The sequence below is a fragment of the Undibacterium sp. Ji42W genome (assembly GCF_049340405.1).
Taxonomy (GTDB): domain Bacteria; phylum Pseudomonadota; class Gammaproteobacteria; order Burkholderiales; family Burkholderiaceae_D; genus Undibacterium.
In genome coordinates this window covers 377,021-399,590 of sequence record NZ_JBMPOV010000006.1, presented here as the reverse complement: position 1 = coordinate 399,590, position 22,570 = coordinate 377,021, and the positions used below count along the sequence as shown (strand labels likewise).

General features: G+C 51.0%; 20 protein-coding genes. 9 read left to right on the top strand and 11 right to left on the bottom strand.

Translation table 11 applies throughout. The features are described 5' to 3' along the window. Positions 1-5 precede the first annotated feature (5 nt). From ACO0LG_RS15860 to ACO0LG_RS15850, 3 genes are read left to right on the top strand one after another with little or no spacing between them, the layout of a single operon-like run. The gene (locus tag ACO0LG_RS15860) at positions 6-1,253 is read left to right on the top strand and encodes an ABC transporter permease (RefSeq protein WP_423027971.1); all 1,248 of its coding nucleotides are present in this window, start codon (positions 6-8) and stop codon (positions 1,251-1,253) included. A gap of 39 nt (positions 1,254-1,292) precedes the next feature. Next, positions 1,293-2,627, top strand: a complete 1,335-nt coding sequence (locus ACO0LG_RS15855; protein ID WP_423027969.1) for a sigma-54-dependent transcriptional regulator — start codon at positions 1,293-1,295, stop codon at positions 2,625-2,627. Further along, on the top strand, positions 2,624-3,994 hold the full coding sequence (locus tag ACO0LG_RS15850) for a sensor histidine kinase (protein WP_423027967.1): 1,371 nt from the start codon (positions 2,624-2,626) through the stop codon (positions 3,992-3,994). Before ACO0LG_RS15855 ends, ACO0LG_RS15850 begins: the two co-directional genes overlap by 4 nt. Here the strand turns inward: ACO0LG_RS15850 and ACO0LG_RS15845 are convergent. Then, complete coding sequence (locus ACO0LG_RS15845; protein WP_423027965.1) at positions 3,991-5,235, bottom strand: ATP-binding protein; 1,245 nt, start codon at positions 5,233-5,235, stop codon at positions 3,991-3,993. The two genes, ACO0LG_RS15850 and ACO0LG_RS15845, sit on opposite strands and share 4 nt — an antisense overlap. Positions 5,236-5,253: 18 nt before the next feature. Continuing rightward, on the bottom strand, positions 5,254-5,943 hold the full coding sequence (locus tag ACO0LG_RS15840) for a response regulator (protein ID WP_423027963.1): 690 nt from the start codon (positions 5,941-5,943) through the stop codon (positions 5,254-5,256). A 191-nt stretch (positions 5,944-6,134) separates the two neighbouring features. Here ACO0LG_RS15840 and ACO0LG_RS15835 point away from each other — a divergent pair, with 191 nt between their 5' ends. After that, a complete protein-coding gene (locus ACO0LG_RS15835; RefSeq protein ID WP_423027961.1) occupies positions 6,135-7,016 on the top strand; it encodes an intradiol ring-cleavage dioxygenase in 882 nt (293 codons plus the stop codon). A 299-nt stretch (positions 7,017-7,315) separates the two neighbouring features. Next, positions 7,316-9,073 (top strand): ABC-F family ATP-binding cassette domain-containing protein, encoded by a 1,758-nt coding sequence (locus tag ACO0LG_RS15830; protein ID WP_423027959.1) that lies wholly within the window; start codon positions 7,316-7,318, stop codon positions 9,071-9,073. Between the two features lie 73 nt (positions 9,074-9,146). On the opposite strand, the gene ACO0LG_RS15825 is transcribed toward ACO0LG_RS15830, so the two are convergent. From ACO0LG_RS15825 to ACO0LG_RS15815, 3 genes are read right to left on the bottom strand one after another with little or no spacing between them, the layout of a single operon-like run. After that, positions 9,147-9,419 (bottom strand): hypothetical protein, encoded by a 273-nt coding sequence (locus tag ACO0LG_RS15825; protein ID WP_423027957.1) that lies wholly within the window; start codon positions 9,417-9,419, stop codon positions 9,147-9,149. Between the two features lie 47 nt (positions 9,420-9,466). Continuing rightward, a complete protein-coding gene (locus ACO0LG_RS15820) occupies positions 9,467-10,963 on the bottom strand; it encodes an ATP-binding protein (protein ID WP_423027955.1) in 1,497 nt (498 codons plus the stop codon). 58 nt (positions 10,964-11,021) lie between these two features. Then, positions 11,022-11,663: a response regulator gene (locus tag ACO0LG_RS15815; protein WP_162060898.1), complete on the bottom strand. Its 642-nt coding sequence runs from the start codon at positions 11,661-11,663 to the stop codon at positions 11,022-11,024. A gap of 442 nt (positions 11,664-12,105) precedes the next feature. Here ACO0LG_RS15815 and ACO0LG_RS15810 point away from each other — a divergent pair, with 442 nt between their 5' ends. The 3 genes from ACO0LG_RS15810 to ACO0LG_RS15800 all read left to right on the top strand — a co-directional run bounded on the left by ACO0LG_RS15810 (position 12,106) and on the right by ACO0LG_RS15800 (position 14,988). Further along, positions 12,106-12,777, top strand: coding sequence for an energy transducer TonB (locus tag ACO0LG_RS15810; RefSeq protein WP_423027953.1), 672 nt, complete (start codon positions 12,106-12,108; stop codon positions 12,775-12,777). A 144-nt stretch (positions 12,778-12,921) separates the two neighbouring features. Further along, a complete protein-coding gene (locus tag ACO0LG_RS15805; protein WP_423027951.1) occupies positions 12,922-13,281 on the top strand; it encodes a hypothetical protein in 360 nt (119 codons plus the stop codon). 81 nt (positions 13,282-13,362) lie between these two features. Beyond that, positions 13,363-14,988: an alkaline phosphatase D family protein gene (locus tag ACO0LG_RS15800; protein ID WP_423027949.1), complete on the top strand. Its 1,626-nt coding sequence runs from the start codon at positions 13,363-13,365 to the stop codon at positions 14,986-14,988. A 92-nt stretch (positions 14,989-15,080) separates the two neighbouring features. Here the strand turns inward: ACO0LG_RS15800 and ACO0LG_RS15795 are convergent, their stop codons facing one another. The 6 genes from ACO0LG_RS15795 to ACO0LG_RS15770 all read right to left on the bottom strand — a co-directional run bounded on the left by ACO0LG_RS15795 (position 15,081) and on the right by ACO0LG_RS15770 (position 21,062). Next, positions 15,081-15,920, bottom strand: a complete 840-nt coding sequence (locus tag ACO0LG_RS15795; RefSeq protein WP_423027947.1) for a hypothetical protein — start codon at positions 15,918-15,920, stop codon at positions 15,081-15,083. Positions 15,921-15,979: 59 nt separating this feature from the next. Next, a complete protein-coding gene (lpoB, locus tag ACO0LG_RS15790; protein ID WP_423027945.1) occupies positions 15,980-16,594 on the bottom strand; it encodes a penicillin-binding protein activator LpoB in 615 nt (204 codons plus the stop codon). Positions 16,595-16,651: 57 nt separating this feature from the next. Beyond that, a complete protein-coding gene (locus tag ACO0LG_RS15785) occupies positions 16,652-17,053 on the bottom strand; it encodes a YcfL family protein (protein ID WP_423027943.1) in 402 nt (133 codons plus the stop codon). A 23-nt stretch (positions 17,054-17,076) separates the two neighbouring features. Beyond that, on the bottom strand, positions 17,077-18,618 hold the full coding sequence (locus tag ACO0LG_RS15780) for a COG3014 family protein (RefSeq protein WP_423027941.1): 1,542 nt from the start codon (positions 18,616-18,618) through the stop codon (positions 17,077-17,079). Between the two features lie 206 nt (positions 18,619-18,824). Next, positions 18,825-19,832: an alpha/beta hydrolase family protein gene (locus ACO0LG_RS15775; protein ID WP_423027939.1), complete on the bottom strand. Its 1,008-nt coding sequence runs from the start codon at positions 19,830-19,832 to the stop codon at positions 18,825-18,827. Positions 19,833-19,865: 33 nt separating this feature from the next. Continuing rightward, a complete protein-coding gene (locus ACO0LG_RS15770; protein WP_423027937.1) occupies positions 19,866-21,062 on the bottom strand; it encodes a hypothetical protein in 1,197 nt (398 codons plus the stop codon). A gap of 218 nt (positions 21,063-21,280) precedes the next feature. On the opposite strand from ACO0LG_RS15770, the gene ACO0LG_RS15765 reads away from it, so the two are divergent. Beyond that, positions 21,281-22,438, top strand: a complete 1,158-nt coding sequence (locus ACO0LG_RS15765; protein ID WP_423027935.1) for a hypothetical protein — start codon at positions 21,281-21,283, stop codon at positions 22,436-22,438. Positions 22,439-22,570 lie beyond the last annotated feature (132 nt).

The following is a 22,570-nucleotide window of genomic DNA, read 5'->3' as shown; positions in this document are numbered from 1 at the left end:
CTATCATGAAACTCAATCTCGAAATTCGCCCCATTTTATCTGCGCTACTGCGCAGCAAGACCGGTGCCATTCTGGTCGCCCTGCAGGTTGCCATCAGCCTGGCAATTTTAAGCAATGCTGTCTACATTGTTCAATTGCGTATGGAAGTGGTAGCACGCCCCAGCGGTGTCGCAGAAGAAAACGACCTGTTTTCCATCAATATCAGTAACCGCAAAGTCGCTGATCATACAGAACAGATCGCCACGCAAAAACAGGAAGAAGTAACCATACGCGGGGTCTCTGGCGTGCAGGGCGTGACAAGGGTCAGCCAGACACCATTGTCCTGGTCCGGCAGTACCACTGGTGTTTCGCTGGACAGGAAGCAGGCTGCCACCAGTGCCAATGTATCAATGTATATTGCATCGGAATCCGTGATGAAACTCTGGGGCCTGAAGCTGGCCGATGGGCGAGACTTCAATCAGGGTGAATTCCGCGAAATTGATACCAGTACCAGCAAGGAATTTCCCAATGTCGTCATCATTACCAAGGCACTTGCAGAAAAACTTTTTCCTGGTCAGGCCAGTGTCGTTGGCAAAACCATTTATTTTGGTACAGGTGACGATGCGTATGAAACAAGGATAGTCGGTGTACTTGAGCGTTTGCAAACCCATGCTGCCCAGATTGGCGAAAAAGGTGAAATCTCGGTTGTCTTGCCGGTACGCATGTCAAATGACCCCTACTCCAAGTATTCGGTACGTGCCGAACCCGGCCAGCGTGAACGGGTAATGAAAGATGTTGAGATGGCACTGAGAAAAGCATCTGCCACACCTATCATCGTCAATTTGCGCAGCTTTCAGGAAGACCGTTCCAGGCGCTACCGCGCTGACAATGGCCTGGCGTGGATGCTGATTGCAGTCTGTGTGCTGCTCTTGCTGGTCACTGCCAGCGGCATCGTCGGCATTTCCAGCCTGTGGGTCACGCAACGCCGCAAGCATATCGGTGTGCGCCGTGCACTGGGTGCGCGCAAGATAGACGTGTTGCGCTACTTCGTCACGGAGAACTTCATGATCACCACTTTTGGTATCGCCTGCGGCCTTGCCCTGGCCATAGGTCTCAACCAGTTATTGGTCAGCAAGCTGGAATTAACGAAATTGCCAGTACCTTATTTGCTAGGAGGCAGTGTAATTTTCTGGATACTTGGTATCATCGCAGTGGTGGGACCGGCGGCTCGTGCTGCCTCGATTTCACCAGCCACTGCTACCCGCAGTACCTGAAGTACTGAACCTGAAGCCCTGAAAACTCAAACACTGACAATGCCTACCGTATTAATTATTGATGACAACGCCACCGTCGCGGTGGCACTGGAAGTGCTGTTTTCCCTGCATGATATTGATGCGGTGTGCGCCACGTCGCCAGAACAGGGTCTGGCGATACTGGAGCATCAGGCTGTCGATCTGGTGATACAGGACATGAACTTCACAGCCGATACCACCTCGGGTGATGAAGGCCGTGCACTGTTCACTGAAATACGCAAACGCTACCCTGACCTGCCCGTTATCTTGCTGACAGCCTGGACACATCTGGATGCGGCAGTAGAACTGATCAGGTCAGGCGCTGCCGATTACCTTGGCAAACCCTGGAATGACCAAAAACTGCTGACCACGGTCAGGAACCTGATTGAGCTGGGGCAAAGCAACCGCGCCCTGCAACAAAGGCTACAACGCGAACGCAAGCAAAAACGCGAGCTGGAGCAAAAGTTCAATCTCTGCAATCTGGTTTGGAATGATGCTGCCACAGAGCGGGTGCTCGGCATGGCCTGTCAGGTAGCCCGCGCCGATGTACCAGTGCTGATCACCGGGCCGAATGGTGCAGGCAAGGAAAGAATCGCCGAAATCATACAGGCCAATTCCAGCGTCAAGGACGGCCCTTTTGTGGTACTCAATTGTGGTGCCCTGCCAGCAGAACTGATAGAAGCAGAACTGTTTGGTGCCGAGGCTGGTGCCTATACCGGAGCCAGCAAGGCACGCGAAGGCAAATTTGAAGCAGCCGATGGTGGCACCCTGTTCCTCGATGAAATTGGTAACCTGCCACTCGCCGGGCAAATGAAATTATTGCGTGTGCTGGAAACCGGGCGCTTTGAAAGACTGGGCTCGAACAAGGAAAGACAGGTCAAGGTCAGGGTACTCAGCGCCACCAATGCTGACTTGCCAGCCATGATCAGGGCTGGCAGCTTCCGTCAGGATTTATTGTACCGCTTGAACGTCATTGAATTGCATTTACCCACACTGGCAGAACGCACTGGCGACATCTTGCCGCTGGCAGAATACTTTCTCAGTAACGGCAAGACCCTGCATCCCACTACGGCATCTGCACTGGTGCAATATGCCTGGCCAGGCAATGTCAGGGAACTTAAAAATGTCATGCAGCGTGCCTGCCTACTGGCAGCCAAAACTGAAATCATGCCTGCTGATCTTGGCTTACCATTGGCGAATAGCTGGCTCAATGAGCAAGAGCCTGACAAGGAAGCAATAGAACGCTCCCTGCAAAAAGCGCATGGCGTGGTGGCGCAAGCTGCCGCCGAGCTGGGGCTGAGCCGCCAGGCTTTGTATCGGCGTATGGACAGGCTGGGCATCAGCCGTAGCGCATGACAGACCAGAAAGCGCCATCAGCAAGCGGCAGCGTTCCTGGCAAGCGCCCGCTGTTCTCCATGCTCACCCGGCTAAGCCTGTTGATGGTGGCAATATTATTACTGGCCGTCGCTGTCAGCATGCTCATGCTGCATTTATTGCCAGACCAACTCTGGCTGGCAACAGGCCTCAGCCTGCTGATTATCTTGCCGATAGGCGTGAGTCTGTTGCGCAGCCAGTTAAAAGCCATGATACGTTTGTTCCATACTCTGGCTGGCACGGTCATCAGTTATCAAGACAATGATTTTTCCATCGGTGTGCACTGGCCATTGCAAGATGAACTGGGTGAACTGGTAGATGCCCACAATGCGCTGGGCGATGTCTTACGCAAGCAAAGATTAAATCTGGTACAGCGTGAATTGCTGCTCGATACCATGGTGCAAAATACACCAGTAGCAATGATGCTGGTGGCCGACCACGGCCCCATTGTATTCGCCAATATCGCAGCCAGGCAATTGCTGAATCAGGGCCGCAAGCTCGAAGGTTTCAGTTTTAATGAAGTGATGACGCAAGTCTCCGCCTCGTTACGTGAAGCCATACAGCGCGGTGGCGACGGTTTGTTCACAGTAGCAGCGAAAGATGCCGAAGAAGAGGAAGAGGTTTACCATCTGGCACGCCGCCACTTCAGCCTGAATGGCCGCCATCATGAATTATTCTTGCTGCGCCATCTGACGGTGGAATTACGCCGCCAGGAAGTGCAGACCTGGAAAAAGGTCATACGCGTGATCAGCCATGAATTGAATAATTCCCTGGCACCGATAGCCTCACTGGCGAATTCTGCTGCGGTACTGGTAGGCCGTGGCCAGACCGAGCGTCTGCCCAGTATTTTGCAAACCATAGAAGAACGCACCCGCCACCTGGAAAGCTTTATCGATGGCTATGCACGCTTTGCCAAACTGCCGACACCCAGGCTGGAGAGTACACACTGGGATAATTTTATCGCTGGCCTGAAGTCGCAAGTCATCTTCACCGTCATTGACAGTTTGCCAGAAGAAGCCATCAACCTCGACCGTGCGCAGATGGAGCATGCCTTGCTGAATCTCCTGAAGAATGCCCATGAGTCTGGCTCAAGAGAAGATGAAGTATTTCTCGGCATACGCAATTTGCAAGGCGTCATCCGCATAGAAGTCATGGACAGGGGCAGTGGTATGACAGATACGGTGATGTCGAATGCCCTGATTCCTTTTTATTCCACCAAGCGCAGTGGTACAGGTCTGGGCCTGGCACTGGTGCGGGAGATCATAGAAGCACATGGCGGCAGGATCAGCCTGCAAAACCGTGAAGGCGGCGGCTTGAACGTCAGCCTGTTCCTGCCTGTATCACCCTAAGCAAATGCCATTGGCAACATCATCAACATGCACAGGCCGGCAGCGCGGCGGTTGGTGGCAGTGATACTGCCGCCATGTGCCTGTATCACGCGCTGGGTAATCGCCAGTCCCAGGCCATAGCCTTCGCTGCTTTGTTCTGCCAGTACACTACGGTAGAAAGGCTGGAAGATGCTCTGCAATTCAGCTTCCGGCACGCCTTCGCCTTCGTCCAGGATGGACACATGCAATTGCGTGCCCAGTACTTCTGCGTGAAGGGTCACGGCAGTATCGGGACGGGTATGCCGTATCGCATTGCGTAAGACATTTTCCATCGCCCGGTGCAGCAATTCATAGCGCCCCAGCACGCACACCTTGCTGATGGCATCGGCAGAATATTCTGTCTTGAACGCCTTGCCTGCGGTCTTCGCTTCAAAGTGGGCATTGTCCGTCAGATCAGCAAATAATTCATCCATGTGTATCAGGTCTTGCCCTGCATGGGCGCCGGCTTCGAGACGCGACAGTGTCAGGATTTCACCGACCAGCTTGTCCATGCGCACGGCTTCCCTGTCCATGCGCACCATGTATTCTTCTGCCTTGTCTGGTTGCTGGCGTGCCAGACCTATCGCTGCCTGCAGACGTGCCAGTGGTGAACGCAATTCATGTGAAACATCATGCAACAGGCGACGCTGGTTGTGCAAGGAACCTGTCAACTGCTCTGCCATGCGGTCAAAATCACGGCCCAGCTCTGTCAATTCGTCCTTGCGCTTACCCATGCTGTCTCCTATGCGCGTCTGTAGTTTGCCGCCTGCCAGCTCATGAAAAGCCTCGCTGAGCCTGCGTATGGGCTTGGACATATACCAGGCCATCAGGGCCGCAAACAGCAGGCTGGCAAACAAGGCAACTACCATGGGAATAAAGGCACGCGAATCGCCGCCATCATGCGGTGGCTTGCGCATACCCATAGGCGCAGGCCCAGGCTCACCAGGCAGACCACCAGGTCTGGCTGCATCACGAAAATCCGGACCGGGACCATGTCTGAATTCAGCAACAGGGCCGGAGCCGGAGCCAGGACCGCGCCTGTCTTCATGCTGGAGTTTGTCGGGCTGTACAGCGATTGCCGCAGCCCTGGCTATCTCTTCATTGCTGCGCTTGATCCAGAAAGTGATGCTGATACCGGCGATGGCCGTCAATTGCGCCAGCCAGATGAAGAAAAAGAATTTCCAAAACAATCGACCGAGTTTCAGCATACTGAGTTTAGGCATCATTACTCGCTTATTCACTTACTCGCGCGTCAGCATATAACCCTGGCGATATACCGTCTGTATGACAGTACGGCCATCGGCAAAGGCGCTGATCTTTTGTCGTATGCTGCTCAGGTGGACATCGATATTCCTGTCGAACCTGGCCAGAGGGCGTCCCAGGCCCAGCTCGGACAATTCATTCTTGCTGACGGTTTGCCCGGCATTCCTTGCCAACAGCTCCAGCAAGGTGAATTCAGTGCTGGTCAGGTCCAGCATTTTATTATTCCATTCAGCGCGGCGCTGCCCTGGCCATATTTGCAGGGCGCCCACGACCAGGCATAGTCTGTCCTGTTCATTATTCATGCCAATCTCGGTGCGGCGCAAGATAGCCCTGAGTCTGGCCAGCAATTCGCGTGGGGTACATGGTTTAGGCACATAGTCATCCGCCCCAAGTTCAAGACCGATGATGCGGTCTACATCATCCCCGCGCGCTGTCAACATCAGCACAGGCATGCGGCTGTGCTCACGTATGCGGCGCAGGGCATCAATACCATTCATGCGCGGCATCATGACATCTAGTACTGCAATCGCATGCTGACCAGACAAAGCCTCTGTCACGGCCTGCTCGCCATCATATACGGTAGTAATGGCAAAGCCCTCACGCTCAAGATATTCCTTGAGCATGCCTACCAGTTCCACGTCATCGTCTGCGAGCAATACCTTGGTCATAAAGTGTGGGGATATAAATTCTACGTACTGATGATAGCAAAGCCATCTAGGTATGCGTGCAAATTTACCTGCTTTTACAGTCGCACTTTTTTGATGACACAAAATCCTTACCTAACTTTACCTTTGCTTTACTGCATTTAACAAGTCATGGCGACACAATGCAGCACGCCCAACAGTAAGGAAAAAACATCATGGAAAAGCATGGCAATCAACTGGAAACCGATCTTCAAACCCTGATGCAAACAGCCGCCTCACGCAGGCAAATGCTGCGCTGGATATCAGTTGGTGGCGCTGCGACCTTGCTGGGTTGTGGCGGAGGCAGTGACGCCTCAACAGCAACAGCAACATCAACCTCATCGACCTCAACTGCGACCGGCACCAGCACTGGCTCAACTACAGCAACAACGACGGTCACCACTCCTGCATCCTGCGGCATCATCCCTGAGGAAACAGCCGGGCCTTATCCCGGTGATGGCAGTAACAGCAATGGTGTCAGTATTGCCAATGCGCTGGCGCTGTCCGGCATCGTACGCAGCGATATACGTTCCAGTATTGCCGGTGCCAGCGGTGTGGCGGCAGGTGTGCCCCTGACTATCAAGCTGCAACTCGTGAATACCAAAACCAGTTGCGCTTCGCTGGCTGGCTATGCAATCTATCTCTGGCATTGTGACAGGGATGGCAATTACTCCATGTATTCATCCGGCATCACTGCCGAGAACTACCTGCGCGGCGTGCAGGAGACAGACAGCAACGGCAGTGTCAGTTTCACGACGATCTTCCCTGGTTGCTATTCAGGGCGTATCCCGCATGTGCATTTCGAGGTTTACCCTAACGTGAGCAAAATCAGCAGCGCCAATAACAAGGTCAAGACTTCACAATTCACCTTCCCCATGGTAACCCTGAATGAAGCCTACCAAGCCACTGGCTACGCCACCAGCGTGCGCAACCTGTCGCAGATCACGTATGCAACTGACAATGTTTTCAGCGATGGTACCAGCCTGCAAATGGTCAGCGTGACTGGCAGTGCAAGCCTGGACTATGTGGTAACGTTGACGGTAGGCATATCCGTATAATTTTGACTACGCCAGTAGCGCGGCAATCTTGCCTTGCTATCGGTATTTCAATAGAATCAGGCTTTTGCGCAACTCCTCAACTCTTTTTACAGAAAGGAGGAAACATGGAAGTTCTAAAGTATGCCATCAGCGGCATACGCAACTTTGGTACCTTTGCAAGCTCTTGTCCTGAATCCATCGCGCAGCGATAAGCAGACGAGAGCTCATCAACTTACTACCCCTACGAGCCAGTTCTCGGCTCATTATCGTTAGCGCTCCTGTTGACGTGGATGCTTGCATCCCAAAACAAAGACAAGAGCATGACTACCTTATTATCCGCACAAGCATTACAACTCGACACCAACCACGGTGTTTTATTCCAGAACCTTAACTTCACACTGCAAGTTGGCCAGCGCATAGGTTTGATAGGTCATAATGGCAGTGGCAAATCGACATTATTCTCCCTGCTGGCAGGACAACGCCACGCCAATAGCGGCAGCATACAGATGGCACGCCTGTGTCGCCTGCAATATGTCGAGCAACACTTGCCACCCACCCTGCATTCGCTGAGCCTGTGTGACGCCATGATCGATGCCATCAATGACGTACCCGAACTGCACTGGCGTGTTGACAGTCTCTTGCACGAACTTGGCATAGATGCAGCCACTGCTGGGGTACCGGTGCAATCCTTATCCGGTGGCCAGCATACCCGCCTGCTATTAGGCCGCGCATTATTACGCGACCCCAATCTCTTGCTGCTGGACGAGCCAAGCAATCATCTCGACTTGCCATCTCTATTATGGCTGGAAGAATTCTTGCTGAACTGGAAAGGCGCATTCGTACTGGTATCGCATGACCAGCGCCTGTTGAACCGTGTGACGCGTCAAAGCTGGATCTTGCGTGACAGGCAAATCACTTGCTTCGATCAGCCCTGCTCTGACGCACTGCAATCCCTGGCACTAATGGACGAAGCAGCTCAAGCCAGGCGTAATGCAGAGCAATGCGAAATTGACAGGCTGGCGGCCAGTAGCAAGCGTCTGGCCATCTGGGGCAGCGTCTATGACAATGAAAAACTGGCACGCAAAGCCAAGACCATGCAAAAACGGGCAGATCGGCTGAAGGAAGAACAAACCACAATCACCGTAGGCCAGCCCTGGACTTTGCAATTGCATGGCAAGGAATCGGCTGCCAATCATTTGTTGCAACTTGACGCCTTGACCGTCAGGGCCGCCCCTGGTTTGCCAGGTCTGTTCAAGCTGGAGCAATTCGGTGTACGCCCTGGTGACAAGATCGCTTTGCTGGGCGCAAATGGCACGGGCAAATCGTCCCTGCTCAGGCAATGCTGGCAAGCGATATTATCAGGACAAATTTCTGAACACATACGCTGGCATCCGGCAGCACAGATAGGTTATTACGACCAATCTTTGCAACAACTGAACAGCGATGCCAGCCTGCCTGATGCGCTGTATCCCTTTGTCGCTGGCGCGGACACTGGCAGGACAGAGTTGGCGCGCAAGCAGGCGCTGATTTCGGCAGGATTTCCTTATCACCGTCATCAGCAAAAAGTGGCATCGCTGAGCGGCGGTGAAAGAGCGCGCCTGCTATTTTTGGCACTCTCGCTGGCAAGCTACCATTTGCTGTTTCTCGATGAACCGACCAATCATCTGGACATGCAGGGCAAACAGGAATTGACAGAAGCACTGGCAGGCTTTGCCGGTGGTTTTTTGCTGGTTTCCCATGACCGGGATTTGATAGAGCAAAGTTGCCAGGAATTCTGGGTGGTACAGGATGGTCGTCTGGAAAGATGGCTGGATGCAGAAAGTGCCTATCAATGCCTGCGGCAAAAACAGCCTGCATCTGAAACGGGGCGAGCAATGTCCACTACACCTGATACAGCGAATAACAAAGTTGGCGAGACAGTGCTTAGTGATACAGAGCTGGCTTTGCAAAGACTATGTGAACTGGAGGAATTATTACAAACTGATCTGGCGCGCAAACCCAAACATCAAAAGCCGCAACTACAGACAAACTGGCATCAGGAAATGGTAGATTTAAATCATTTTCTTGGTCTGAATTAATTCGCCTGACCAGCAGTAAGTCATTCCCGGCGGAGCACAACATCAGGCAAGCAAAATGTTGTGCTCCGCTTTTTTAACTTTCGGGCAAACCCTGGTCACACCACATGCATGCCTCACGCTGACTATCGGTACGCATGCTGCATGTCGGGCATGCGACCAGGTTTTCTTTTTGTGCTGAAGTGTTTGAAAATACCCTGAAAAATATCCATACAGCCAGGGCAGCAAATCCCACGAAGAAAACCAGATACACAGCCGCAGAAGCAGATATCCAGTCCTGCTGTACCGCCAGAGCAATCAACAGCAACAGCACGACGCTGACAACTGATATTCTGAACAAAAATTTCATCTTGAGTGTCCCTATATATTACTTATTCCTTATCCCTTATTTCAGGCTCATGCGAACGGAAAGCGTATGAGCAATTGCGTCCCGGCTGCGGGCGAGGACTGCAATTCAATCTCACCATTGAAAGCCACCACACGCTCGCGCATACCGGTGATGCCTATGCCAACCGAGCTGTGGTGCATGTCAAAACCCACACCATTGTCGCTGACCTCTATCTGCAAACTCTTTTGCTCTTCCAGCATGGTCAAGGCCACTTCCACTTGTGTCGCCCCGGCATGCTTCATGACATTAGACAAGGCTTCTTGTATGATGCGATAAACTGAAATTGCCAGCCCGCTGTCAAGCCCTGCAAAATCTCCATCAGTATCAAAATGAAACTGGCAACCCGGCACATTGCTGTTGTAATGCCTGAGCATGTCTTCGACCGCACCTTGCAAACCCAGCATGTCCAAAACTTCAGGCCGCAAGCGACGCACCAGGTTGCGGCCATTGGCATAGAGATCCAGCGTCAGTTTGGTGATGGCTTTGGCGCGCGCCTGAATTTCTTCACTGTCGTCACCAGCGACCATCTGTGCGGCAAGATGCTGTATACGTTGCGCTTCCAGCCTCGCTGCAATCAATGACGCATTCAGTTCATCATGTATTTCTATGGCGATGCTCTTGCGCTCATCTTCTACTATGCTGTGCACCTTTTGTATCAGCTTGCGTTTTTCTGCATTGGCTTTCAAAGCCTCGTTGCGTGACTCCATCAAATCCCGTGTTCTTTCCTGCACCTTGTTTTCCAGATCCTGTTTGGCTTGCTGAAGGCTGATCGACATGGCATTGATGGAAATCTGCAAATCACCTATCTCGCCCCCGGTAGTCACTTCCAGCGTATTCGAATAATCACCTTCACGAATTTCACGCAGGGTTTCTATGGATTTTTGCAAGGGCCGCGTCAGGCTCAAGGCCAGATAAACCGCCAGCACAGCACTGACAAACAACGCCAGCCCGCTCATTGCCAGTTCAAACATGAAGCGCTGGCTATGTTTGGCCAGCATGCGCGTCGCCGACATGGTGACCCTGATATAGCCCAGTATGTCTGCGTCCTTGCTTTCGGTACTGGCCGTCGTCAGCGGCAGGACGCCTGATTTTGTAGTCCGGGATTCTTTCAGCAAATTTACCCATACCAGTTGACGTCTGACTGGTACTTCTACCGAATGTTCCGCTTGCTGAACTTTTTCTGTAGAAATAATGTGCAAGATGTCTTTCTTGTTAGTATCAAGCACATCTATTCTGGCAATGCTGCGGTCTGACAGCATGACATCCGTCATGGTGCTTTTCAGGCCGGACAGGTTCTTGGTCAGCAGATTGTATTCCACACTCTCGGCCAGGGCAGTGGAGATCACATAGGCACGTTCCAGCAATTCTGCCTTGCCCTCTTGCAGGCGCGACTGATAGGAATACCAGACTACCGAGCAGAACATGTAGATCACAGGCACAAAGATGATGAGAAACAGGCGCGAGCGCAAATCCCAGTTGCGCCAAAGGAGCGCGGCAAAATTCATTGCCGCACTGCCTTGATCAAGGCCGATATCAATGCATGTAACGTTGTCTGCAACAGCATCACGGTGCGATCAACCCATGTTTGACCGCCAGCTTGGTGATATAGGCAGGCCGGTGTACGCCTAGTTTTTCCTTGATAGCCTGGCTGACATTGCTGATGGTTTTTAATGACAGGTCCAGTCTCTCGGCGATCTCGGCATTGGTCAAGCCTTCTGCCATGAGTTTGAAAATTTCAAGGTCACGCTCATTCAATAACGATTGTGGTGACTCATCACCACGCACTGACAGATTCGCCAGACGCTCTGCAATCTGCGGCAGGAAATACAATTCACCCTGATGGGCACGCTGCACAGCGGTTGCCAGATCAGCCGGATCACAGTCCTTGGTGACAAAAGCCTTGGCACCGAGGCGATAAGCCTCCTTGATCAGCGCATCCTGGTCAAACTGGCTCAGGAAGACAATCTTTGCATCGGCAAATTGCGCGAGGATATCGCGCGCTGCATCGAGGCCCGTCAGGTCGGCACCAAAGCGTATGTCCAGTATCACTACATCCGGCTTCAAAGCGGCATATTGCTCAAATGCCTCTTGCGGCGTCCTGGCCTGCCCCAGCACAGTAATCCCCAAACTGCCCAGTGACATGGCAAAACCCGTCATCACGATGGGATGATCATCCGCCAGCAATACCCGTATGCCATTTTGCATAATTACAACACCTTATAAATTAGCAGAGTTATTTACTCATCAAACGCAATAGTAATGCTTTTTACTAGCAATTGCATTAGCAGCAGCGCATAAAGCATGGGCCATATTGATAAAGGCGATTGTTGACAGGTTTTTTCAATTCGGCTACAGCGCTAACCAGCGCTGCAAGCAGAAATGAAGTAGGTATATCTTTTTTCAGGCGGTGCCGAAATGATTAAATTAACAATAAATACATCGCCTGAGAATCTGTAAATCACAAAATAAATAAAATATACGCTTTTCAAGTGACATTTTTATTGCTATCTTAAAGCACATGGATTGCATATTAATGCCATTTAAAACTACTTCCACAGTTAAGAAGCGGCAAAACAATTGCATCTCCAAGCCAGCCCCGGCATGTGCTTGCGCCACGCCGGACCAGATCCCAAACCTGGAGAACAAAATGGAATTGACACAAAACCAGCAACATTCCTTCAAGCGCATGTCACGTTTGGGTGTCGTCGCCGTGCTGCATGTGGCCTTGTTGGCCGCTTTGCTAAACAGTATGAAGATCAAGATCAGCCAGCCAGTTTTTTTTAAACCCGAGTCTGTTCACGAAATTGAAAAAATCAAACCTGTAGAACCCGATCATCCGTCAACTACGCTCCCAACTTTGGCCCCACCCATAAATCCGCCTATCGCGCTTCCGACAGTGGTACCGGATGATCCGCCGTCCGTTACCCCTCCTCTAGTGCGTGGTGGCAAAACAGACGAAGGCAATACAGGAAAAGTCATTGAAGGCACAGGCGTGCCAGGTGGAGGTACCGGAACAGGCATTCAAGCTGTAAAGAACCCCGTCCATGTCGCAGCCGTCGTTGATATGAGCCGTTGCGAAAAACCTGTCTATCCTGCCAGCGCCTTGCGCAGTGGTGATGCAGGAACAGTCACCCTCGCCATGTTGATAGGTACTGATGGCCGTGTGCTTGAAACCAGGACGGAAGGCAGCAGCGGCTTTCGCAATCTCGACAAAGCAGCCAGCCAGGCCCTGTCACTGTGTCGCTTCACACCCGGCACCATTGATGGCGTAGCACAGCAAAGCTGGACCAAGGTGCAGTACGTCTGGAGGATAGATTAATCAGGAAGGGAAATAACAAGGCATGTCCTTTCCCGATGTTTTTCCCGCTTTCCCGTTTTACTGCCTGCCTGTCGTCCGGTACCTGCGACAGGCAAGGCAGTTTTTTTAAATCTGAACTGACACCTTACGAATGACGAGCAAACCATGCACTGCAAATACAGTCACTTCAGCTACCTTCGCGCTCTCTGCTTTTTTGTCGGCATGATGCTGACCTCTTACGCAACGGCTACTTTGCCTCCCGCGATCAATAGCGAAGAGGACTTACCTGTACTCATGGTCAATATTCAGGATCATGCGGTCGCCTCAACTACAGCAAGTGTCCCTGCGTTTACACCCTATCACGGCGCCATCGAACGTTCACCTTATCTGGGCTGGCTTATCCTGATATGCGCCTGGCTGCTGCCGGCAGGCATGCTGGTCGTACGCTTGCCACCGTGTTTGAATTTCGCAAACGCAGGCGGGACGATGAATTATTTACTGCGGCTCTGGCAGCACACTAAATGAAATCTACATCTGCATTGACATGTCTTGGTCATACTGGCACTTTAGAATAAAGGCTATCTACAGTCTCCGTAAGGAATAGCCATGTCCAAGGATCGCAAGCCAGGCAAGAGTGAACTGCAACGCCGCCAGTTCCTGTGCAATGCCAGCGCAGGCGCTGCTGCCATCATCGCAGCGACCAGCCTGCCCAAAATCGTGCGCGCACAAACAGCACCCGTACTCATCACCGCAGACAAGCTACGCCCACAATTGCCGTGTGGCGTCATGAGCGGCGATATCACACGCGACAAAGCCATCATCTGGAGCCGCACCGACAGGCCCGCGCGCATGCTGCTTGAGTACGCGAATAACGACGCATTCAAAAATGCTGCCAGCCTCAATGGCCCATTGGCATTGCCCAGCACAGATTACACAGCACGCATCGACTTGAGTGGTTTGCCCGCAGGCCAGCGCACTTATTACCGCGTGCGTTTCCAGGATCTGCAAAACCCCTCTGCTATTAGTGAAGCCGTACAAGGCAGTTTGCTGCTGCCAGGCGGCAAAGAGCGCGACATTACCTTTGCATTTTCTGGCGATGAAGCTGGCCAGGGATGGGGTATCAATGAAGGTTTTGGCGGCTATCGCATTTATGAAAGCATGCGCCGCTTTCAGCCCGATTTCTTTATCCACTCAGGTGACCAGATTTATGCTGATGGCCCTATACAGGCGCAAGTCAAACTGGACGATGGCAGCCTGTGGAATAACATCACTACGCCAGCCAAGTCCAAAGTGGCAGAAACCCTTGAAGATTATCGCGGCAATTTTGCCTATAACTTCTTGGACGCAAACAAGCGTCGCTTTGCTGCGGAAGTACCCTTCCTGGTGCAATGGGATGACCATGAAGTACGCAATAACTGGTACCCCGGCCAGCAAATAGGCGAAGCAGAAAAACGTTACCAGCAGCGCGATCTGAATACCCTGGCAGCCAATGCGCGCCGGGCAATGTTTGAATACAATCCCTACCGCATAGACCAGCATGATCCAGACCGTATCTACCGCATGTTCAGTTATGGCCCCTTGCTGGAAGTGTTCATGCTCGATGAGCGCAGCTACCGTGGCAAGAATTCACCGAATCTGCAAACGACATTGAATGAAGATGCCGCCTTCCTGGGCAAGCCGCAATTACAGTGGCTGAAGCAGGCACTGCTACGTTCACGCTCAACCTGGAAAATCATTGCCAGCGACATGCCAATTTCCATCGTGGTACCCGACCTGAACCCGGATGTCCCCAAAGGCACTTATGAAGCCTGGGCGAATGGTGAAAATGGCAAACCGCTGGGACGTGAACTGGAAATTGCCGATATACTCAAATTCATCAAGCAACACAATATCAAGAACGTGGTCTGGGTCACCGCCGATGTCCACTATGCAGCGGCGACTTATTACACGCCGGAGAAAGCGAAATTTACCGACTTCAAACCCTTCTGGGAATTTGTCGGCGGCCCCTTGAATGCGGGCACCTTTGGCCCGAATGAAGTCGATCAAACCTTTGGACCCGATGTGAAATACGTCAGCGTTCCACAGGGCATGAAACAAAACCGTTCACCGGCAGAATTGCTGCAATTTTTTGGCATTGCGAAAATTGATGCCAAGACCAGGGCAATGACCGTGTCCATCCACGACATCGATGGCAAGAGCTTGTATAAAGTCGATATCAATCCAGAAGCCTGATTTTGTATGCCTGCGAGCACTCTGTATTCCAGAATGCAAAAAAAGCCTGGTGAACACACCAGGCTTTTTTGCCTTAGATTACTGCTAGTCGCTTACTTGTACACAGTCACCGGTTCAGTATTTTGCACAGGCACCACAGGCTGCCCATTTTGCACGCGGCCATACTGGCCACGGTTAGCGCCGCGTGGTGCGCCGAACTGTACCAGCAACTCATCATAAGCTGCATCAGCCAGGCTACGGGAAGTCTCTTGCATGACCTTGCCACGGCTAAACACGACACGGTCACCGGCACGGCTGATGATCTTGGTATCGACGCCAGAACCGCTGGCGCTGAAAGCTGCCTTGACTTCATAAGTCTTGGTATTGATCAGACTAAAGTCAGCAACCAGATCCAGCGACAGGCTGGCTGTCATGGAATTACCGTATTGCAGTTGATTACTCTCCTGGCGGAACTGGATGTTACTGACAGTGCCAAACAAGACATAATCAGCACCTGGGTACATACCCTGCTTGATACGGCCTATGATGTCGTAGATTTTTTCCATAGGCTTACCAACATAGGGACGAGCCTGCACCAAAGAAACACCTCCACCTTTGATCAGGGCGCCTTTGAGATCAGCGGTATAGGTCTTCAATTCACCACGGTCAATATAGGTGTAGAAACCTTCAGCTTCGTAGTAATTGCTTTCGCTCTTGGCGTTCACATTGCCGCGCTGGGAATAGCTGTGATCGGTTTCACGTTCACTATAGCTACCCTTGACACTGCTCTTGCTTGAGGCAGAAACCACACGGAAGTATTCGCTGACTTTTTCTTCATACGTCAGATCAGTCACCGCAATTTTGGGGATGGTGATTTTTTGTTCGGCCGCAACGGCAGAAAATGCCGCTACAGAGCAGAACAAGCCTGCCATCAGTTTTTTCAGATTCAACATCGTATTGCCTCTTTGAATGAATAGCGCTTCAGAATTGCGCTTCAGAGTAAAGCCTGAGATTAACGCTTGGAAGTTTTACGAATTTCTTTTTCGTCTTGCCATTCGATGGAACCTTCTTCGACGTCATACAATTTCAAAGTCATTTTGTAGAACACGTCTTTGGTATTGGCATTTTGCTTGACGATGGAAACGATCTCGCCTTCCAGGGAATATTTGGCAGCAGCCATATTGCCGATTTTTGCCTTGCCCTGGGCTTTATACAAACCGCTTTGATTTTGACGTTGCAACTCATCGACGCCTTGCTGCATTTCATCAGCGCTACGGGTGAATTTCACCTTGCGGCTTTTCACCAATGCAGTCTGAATACTGTTCATGATGGATTTGGTATCGATGTATTCGCTGGTCTTGTTGCGTACGCCAGCCAAAGTCATGGTCGGGCGATTTGCCAGTACCGGGTCTTCCAGCAAGGAACCAACCATTTTTTCTGCAATCATTTGCAGGTCGGTAGAACCAAACTCGTTGGTGACAGTTTCTACCGCCTTGTTATCGCCATACGTAACCTGGCGGGCCAGGCTGACAGTAGGCTGAGACAGCCTGGTCTGGCAGGCAGTCAGTGAGAGGCCAAGCAAGACGACGAGCGCGCAGCTTTTGGACAGTGAGGAAATGCGTTTCATATGTACTCCGTAAAAATAATCTTGTTACTTACTGTTAACTCTTTCACCCATAGGTGACTAGCGTGGTTCTGCGCTGAGTTCTATCCTGAAATCTGTCGCTTGCGGACCATAAGCCGTGCCTTTGACGAACTGGCTTTGCTGGCCCAGTATCATCAATGGTTTCCAGACTTCACCGTCACCTACCTGCATGCCTGCCGCATCAGTCCAGCGGAAACGGTAATACACACGGACATCGCGGTTGGTCAGGTTGACCATCTCGGCCTGCACTACCATGACATCGTTCTTGCGTTGTGAGCGCAGATCAGTTACCTGCACACCTTCAAGCGTGCCGCGCACCATCAATTTGGCAGCAATACCAGGAGAAGATGCGTTAGGAATGTCCTGAGCAAAAACGGGGGTGGCAAAGCAGGCAGCAAGCAAAACGGAGCATGCAGCAAATTGTTTGGAAATCAGTTTCATATATCCTCTTCGATCCTCTTCTATCAGTTGGATTTGCTACCAGCAGTATTATTGGTACTGGTGTTAGTATTGGTTGCCGCACTGGCCTTTGCCACAGGTTTTGCTTTTACTGCTGGCTTGCCCTTTGTTGCAGGCTTGGTTTCTGCTGCTTTGCCTTCTGGCTCATCCTGCACTTGCGCCACAGGTGCCACGTTGCCAAATTTTGCCAGGTCGCCCATATAAGTCTTGTCCTGATATATACGCACAGGCACGACCATGTAACGGCCATCTACAGTGATCTTGCCCGCATCACCGCGATTGCCGAAATTCAAATCATAGTCGCCGGGTGGCAAAAACGCACGCGCCACAAATACACGCGATGGCAGGCTGCGCCACATGCGGTCATCTGCCGGGCTTTCCGTGGCAGCAACAGCAATATTGGCTGCCAGGCCGGCCAGCGCACCAAAGTTTTTATTGACTTGATCCTGCACTACTCCTTTGGTCACAGCACGTACAGCGGCGCGGGTGTAAATGCCTGGCAATTCGTCTTTCAAAGCCTTGCGCGCCATCACGTTAAAATCCGTCACCAGCGCAGTTGGCAGCACCTGATTTCCGACCCGAATATTATTGATCACTGGTGCATTCGGATCAGCATAAATAACAGGGAAAGCAAAAGAGATCGTCACCAGGCCACGGCCAGTTGGCACAGGAAAGGCAATTTTCTTGGACTGACGTGCAGGTGAATTCCCGGCCTCGATAATGAACAGTACATCAGTCACGCCTTTCTTACGGCGGAAGCTGGTACGTTGATCCAGGCCTTTCAAACCATCTTCCAGCACTGGCAAATCTGGGCGCAACTCAATTGCCTTGCGATAGCCAGGTGCAGCCAGGCCAGGTTCATTCAGGGCTTCATAGACAAAACCTGCCAGATAGTGACTGAGTGCATTCTGATAGCCGTTCTTCAGTTTCAGCACTTCAGGATCATTCAGGGTTTCCACCGGGTAGCCATTGAGTTCCTTGCCAGTAGAACTCACACCCTTGTCCTTGGCCTCTTTTTCTGCTTCCGCTGTTTCCTTGGAACGGAACTCCGCAATAACCGCTTCACGCTCATGCGTACGTTTGATATCAACACGGGCAGTATCGAGGTCGCCCAGGTTCAGCCTGTCCATGGCCATGCGCGTCGTCAGCATAACTTTTTCATAGTCCTGACCTTCATAGTCACGGCTGGCATCACCCATGATGGTGGCACCGATCTGACTCATCAGTTTTTGCGGTGATGATTTGGCAGTTTCTTCCCAGATTTTTACCTTGGCATCGGCCACGTCAAAAGCGTCCAGACTGTCTTTATAGCGCTTGCCTACGCGCATCAATTCGCCTTTTTCCAGATTCAACAACAAATCGGCTTTATTCGCACCCTGTGTTTGCGCCTCTACCTGTCTGATCGCTTCGTCAATCTGACCGGATTTTGCCACTGAGAGTGAAGCAGCAACCTTGCTATCATGCGTTGGTGTAGTCACGCAACCCGTGAGCACAAGTGCCGCAACGATAGGTGTCAGGGTGAGCGAGGAGAGGCGTATAGTTATCATTATAAAAAGCTAGTGTAGGGTGAAATGCAAAACGCACGCATGGAAATATCCACACGTACGCATAGACGATAAGTATAGTAAGGCTTTGCATTTTTGTCATAGCTTTAACTGCTACGAAACCGAAGTTCTTGTAACTAGTTGTAATGAAATAGAGGAAATAGAATACTGTTTCGATATGAATTGCCGTACATTAACAGTAATTCATCTCACTGCTTATTTTCCGGTTTATGTTCCAACAACCACAGATCAATCTGATGCATGAAATCAGGCAAATAGTTTTTGTCCTTTGTGCTGAGACTGTGGCCAGCGCCCGGGAAATGTCGTATGTCAATGACTTGTCCTGCCGCTTGAAACTGCTGCCGTAAACGGGCGATTGCATCGTCAGGAATAACCGGGTCAGCATCTCCGACGGCCAGCAGTATCGGAATGTTCAGAGCCAGCAGGTTAGCCGTCTGTGGAATGGCAGCTATCTCTGACCAGTAACGCCAGCTGCGGCCATGTAGGCGCGCTGTATCTGGATCAGCGGGCGTAGCACTTAAGCCCCTCTGCAATTGCTGCCAGGCAGGGAGCATCGAAGGATTTTTCTTCGCCAGTGACGCATACACATCCAGCGCATTCATACCTGCATGCGAGAGTAAAACCAGATGCGTCGCAGGTAATTGCTGCGCCAGTACGGGTGCCAGCTCGGCACCTTCGGAAATACCCATGATGATCAGGCGTTGCGGCATATTTCCTTGCGCTTGCAAGGTCGTCATTTGCGCACGGATGAATTCGAGTTGATCAACTTGCCAGTGTGAAGGATAGTCAGCACGCTTATAGGCTTCACCGCAAGCGACACCATTCGAGCCCGGCAAGATATGACGCTTGTGCATGATGAAAATCCGCGTGCGGCCACTCTCGCCTTCAAGGCCAGAAAAATACTGGGGTAAAAAAGGCCCCATGCTGACACAATCTGAACCGGAAATCACAAAGATCACATTCGCCAGCGGCTGCTCTTCATTCCTTTGCTGCCAGGGCTTTCTCTCCATGTCAAAATAAATCGACTTGCCGCCATCGCTGAATTTAAATTCATGTGAATTGACTGCCACCCGCTCACGCTGCAAGTCGGCAACGCTGCAGGCAGACAACAGAAAGCAGAGCGCGATGACAGCCAATGCAATGAAATGTTCCGGCGCATAAACTGCGCGCCAATACCTCGCAAAAAAATTCAACATGACAGAGGATTTATCAATGGCAATTCGAAAGCATTATTTTGAAAATGCCTTGCGCGATCCATCTTCATAGACTTGGTCATCGGCAAGTAACATACCGTTTTCATCCCAGCTACGTTCGCGCTGTATGCGGCCACGCTCATCGTAATAAGATTCTCGCACCAAGGTGCCGTTTTGCGCAAAACTCTGATGAACACCAACCGGGCGTTCACGGTAGCGGCCTTCATAGACATAACGCTCAAGACTAGACATTTTTCCGCTATCAAAATAATTGCGAACTTCCTTGATATCACCTTTGCTTTCAAGCGTAAATTTTTCGCTACGCTTCGGCTGTCCATTCAGGTAAAAACTGGCGTCGGATATCAAACGATTCTGGCGACGTCCATCTTTTTCAAGGAATGCATACAACTGCTCACGCACTTTCGGGCCAGTCTCATGATATTCAACTTCACGCTCAATCGCAGCAGGTTTTTCTGTGACATTCCACGCTGTTTCTTTGAGTAATATACCGGTGTCAGAATATAGTTTGCGCGTCTTTTGTTTAGTGCCAACTTCATCTACCGTTTCAGGCTTGCCATTGTCGTGAAAATAGCTGGCTTGCTGAATCTCACCCGCCAGCAAGGTGAACTGACTACGCAATCGCCCGCCTTCTGCATACAGTTGCACCTTGGACGGTTTGCCATTAAAACCGCACAGGGCTGCATCATTTGCATGCGGTGCCAGCAAAGGTTTGTCGGCGCATTCAATTGCACTCAATTGCTTGTCCTGTGTATATTTAACAGTGGCTTTTTCTTTGGGATTTTCACCAATAAAAGAAATTCGCTTCGCTGCGCCATTGGGATACCATTCGCGCACCAGGCCGCGGGTGCTGCCATTGACATAGTTTTCTTCACGCAGCACTTGTCCATTCGGCGCAAATTCGCGCGACTGTCCATCGGTATTGCCGTGCTCATTGACATTGCGTTCCTTGAACAAAACACCGTCCTTGTAATAACGTACCAACCCCATGAAAACACCCGCACGCAATTCCTGCTCGCGCACCAGCTTGCCAGTATTCCTGTCCACACATTTCATGATGCCAGTCTTGCCTGCCGTCGTACTGCCGTTGGCGGAATTGACGCTCTCTTTGTTCATTTCGCAATCTTCGATAGCCATGGCATTCGACATGCACAACGCGCTAATAGCAAAGACGGGGAACAGGCACCGCAAAACGAATTTGGTAGAAATAGTCATCTTAAAATAAAAATAATGTTTAAAAGCAAGAACTAATACAATAGCAACATTGTCAAAGCAATCAGTTATTTGGGGATGGTGCAAAGTTTCTCCCATCATACCAATTAACCAACAAGACTTGCGAAAACTGCTACCTTGATATCGTATTGCTTGGTTAAGTTTTCGTGCATCACCCTGAAAAAGCCTAGATTGATTACAACAACATTGGAGCCTGTTGCATGTCCTTAAACGAAATAAGTTTACACGAAATAAGTTTTCAAAAACCCATCTACACTTATGCAGACCTGAGCACTTTTGGCGGCCAGTATAGTGTTGCCAACGCCATCAACGATGCTGGCCAGATGATAGGCAGTGATACAAAAAATGAATCTGGCAACTCACATAGCTCATCTAAATATGGTGTCCAGACTACCTATGCAGTACTTTGGGACAATTCATATTACGTCCCCAAAACCAGCTTGCTGGCAGATGTTGAGAGCCATGCCTACGGGATCAACAACTTGTCCGCCATCGTGGGCTCTTCGCTGAAAGAAGTGAATGGCAATTTCCAGGTAACCGCCACCATCTGGCAAGACGGCAAGACAAACTACCTGGCATCATTGAGCGATGGCCTGTACAAGAGTAGTGCCAATGCCATCAATGACAAAGGTGTGGTCGTTGGCAACAGCTTTACCGGCAATTCATGGGATACACATCACGCCACCTTATGGAATGACAAAGGAGTGATTGATCTCGGCACCCTGGGCGGCACGGACAGTAATGCGTTAGCCATCAATAATGATGGCGTGATAGCTGGCTGGGCTTCTGGAGTTGAGCCCGGCGACTATACCCATCCTGTCATCTGGAAAGATGGCAATATCATCAATTTATCGCCAACGCATCACGGCGCAGCCGACAGCATCAATGATAGTGGCATGGTCGTAGGATATATCTTTGACGACGAGATGTACGCACATCCTGTGCTGTGGAACAATCAAAAAGAAACGATCATGCAAAGCGCCGCGGGATCTTTTTGTTATGCAAGTGCCATCAATAATAAAAACCAGATAGTCGGTTCAGAAATCAGCGCCAATGGTCAATTCCACGCCCTGCTCTGGAATGCACCTGACAGTGCCCCCGTCGATTTGAATCAATTTCTCGACCAGTCTCAACGAGACGCCGGATGGACACTGGCGAATGCGACGGACATCAATGACAAGGGCTGGATAGTTGGATCTGCCATGAATACCAACACCTATGAATCACATGCCTTCGTGCTGACAGCCGCTGGCATTACAGGCTTGACGGGCGTAGAACCAGCACAGGTACAGGTAATCGCAACTGCAGCACCTGCTTTACATGCTGCAAGCGCTGATATCTGGTCCATGGCTTGTTGAAAATATAAGCTTGGTAGTCACGAGCCGGGTAAGCTGCCCCGTGAATACGGGGCAGCTTTGTTATTTTCTTGCCCGCGATTTCAATTTCTGACTGGCAAAAATGAAAATTGGTCGGAACTAAGCCTAGTCTGC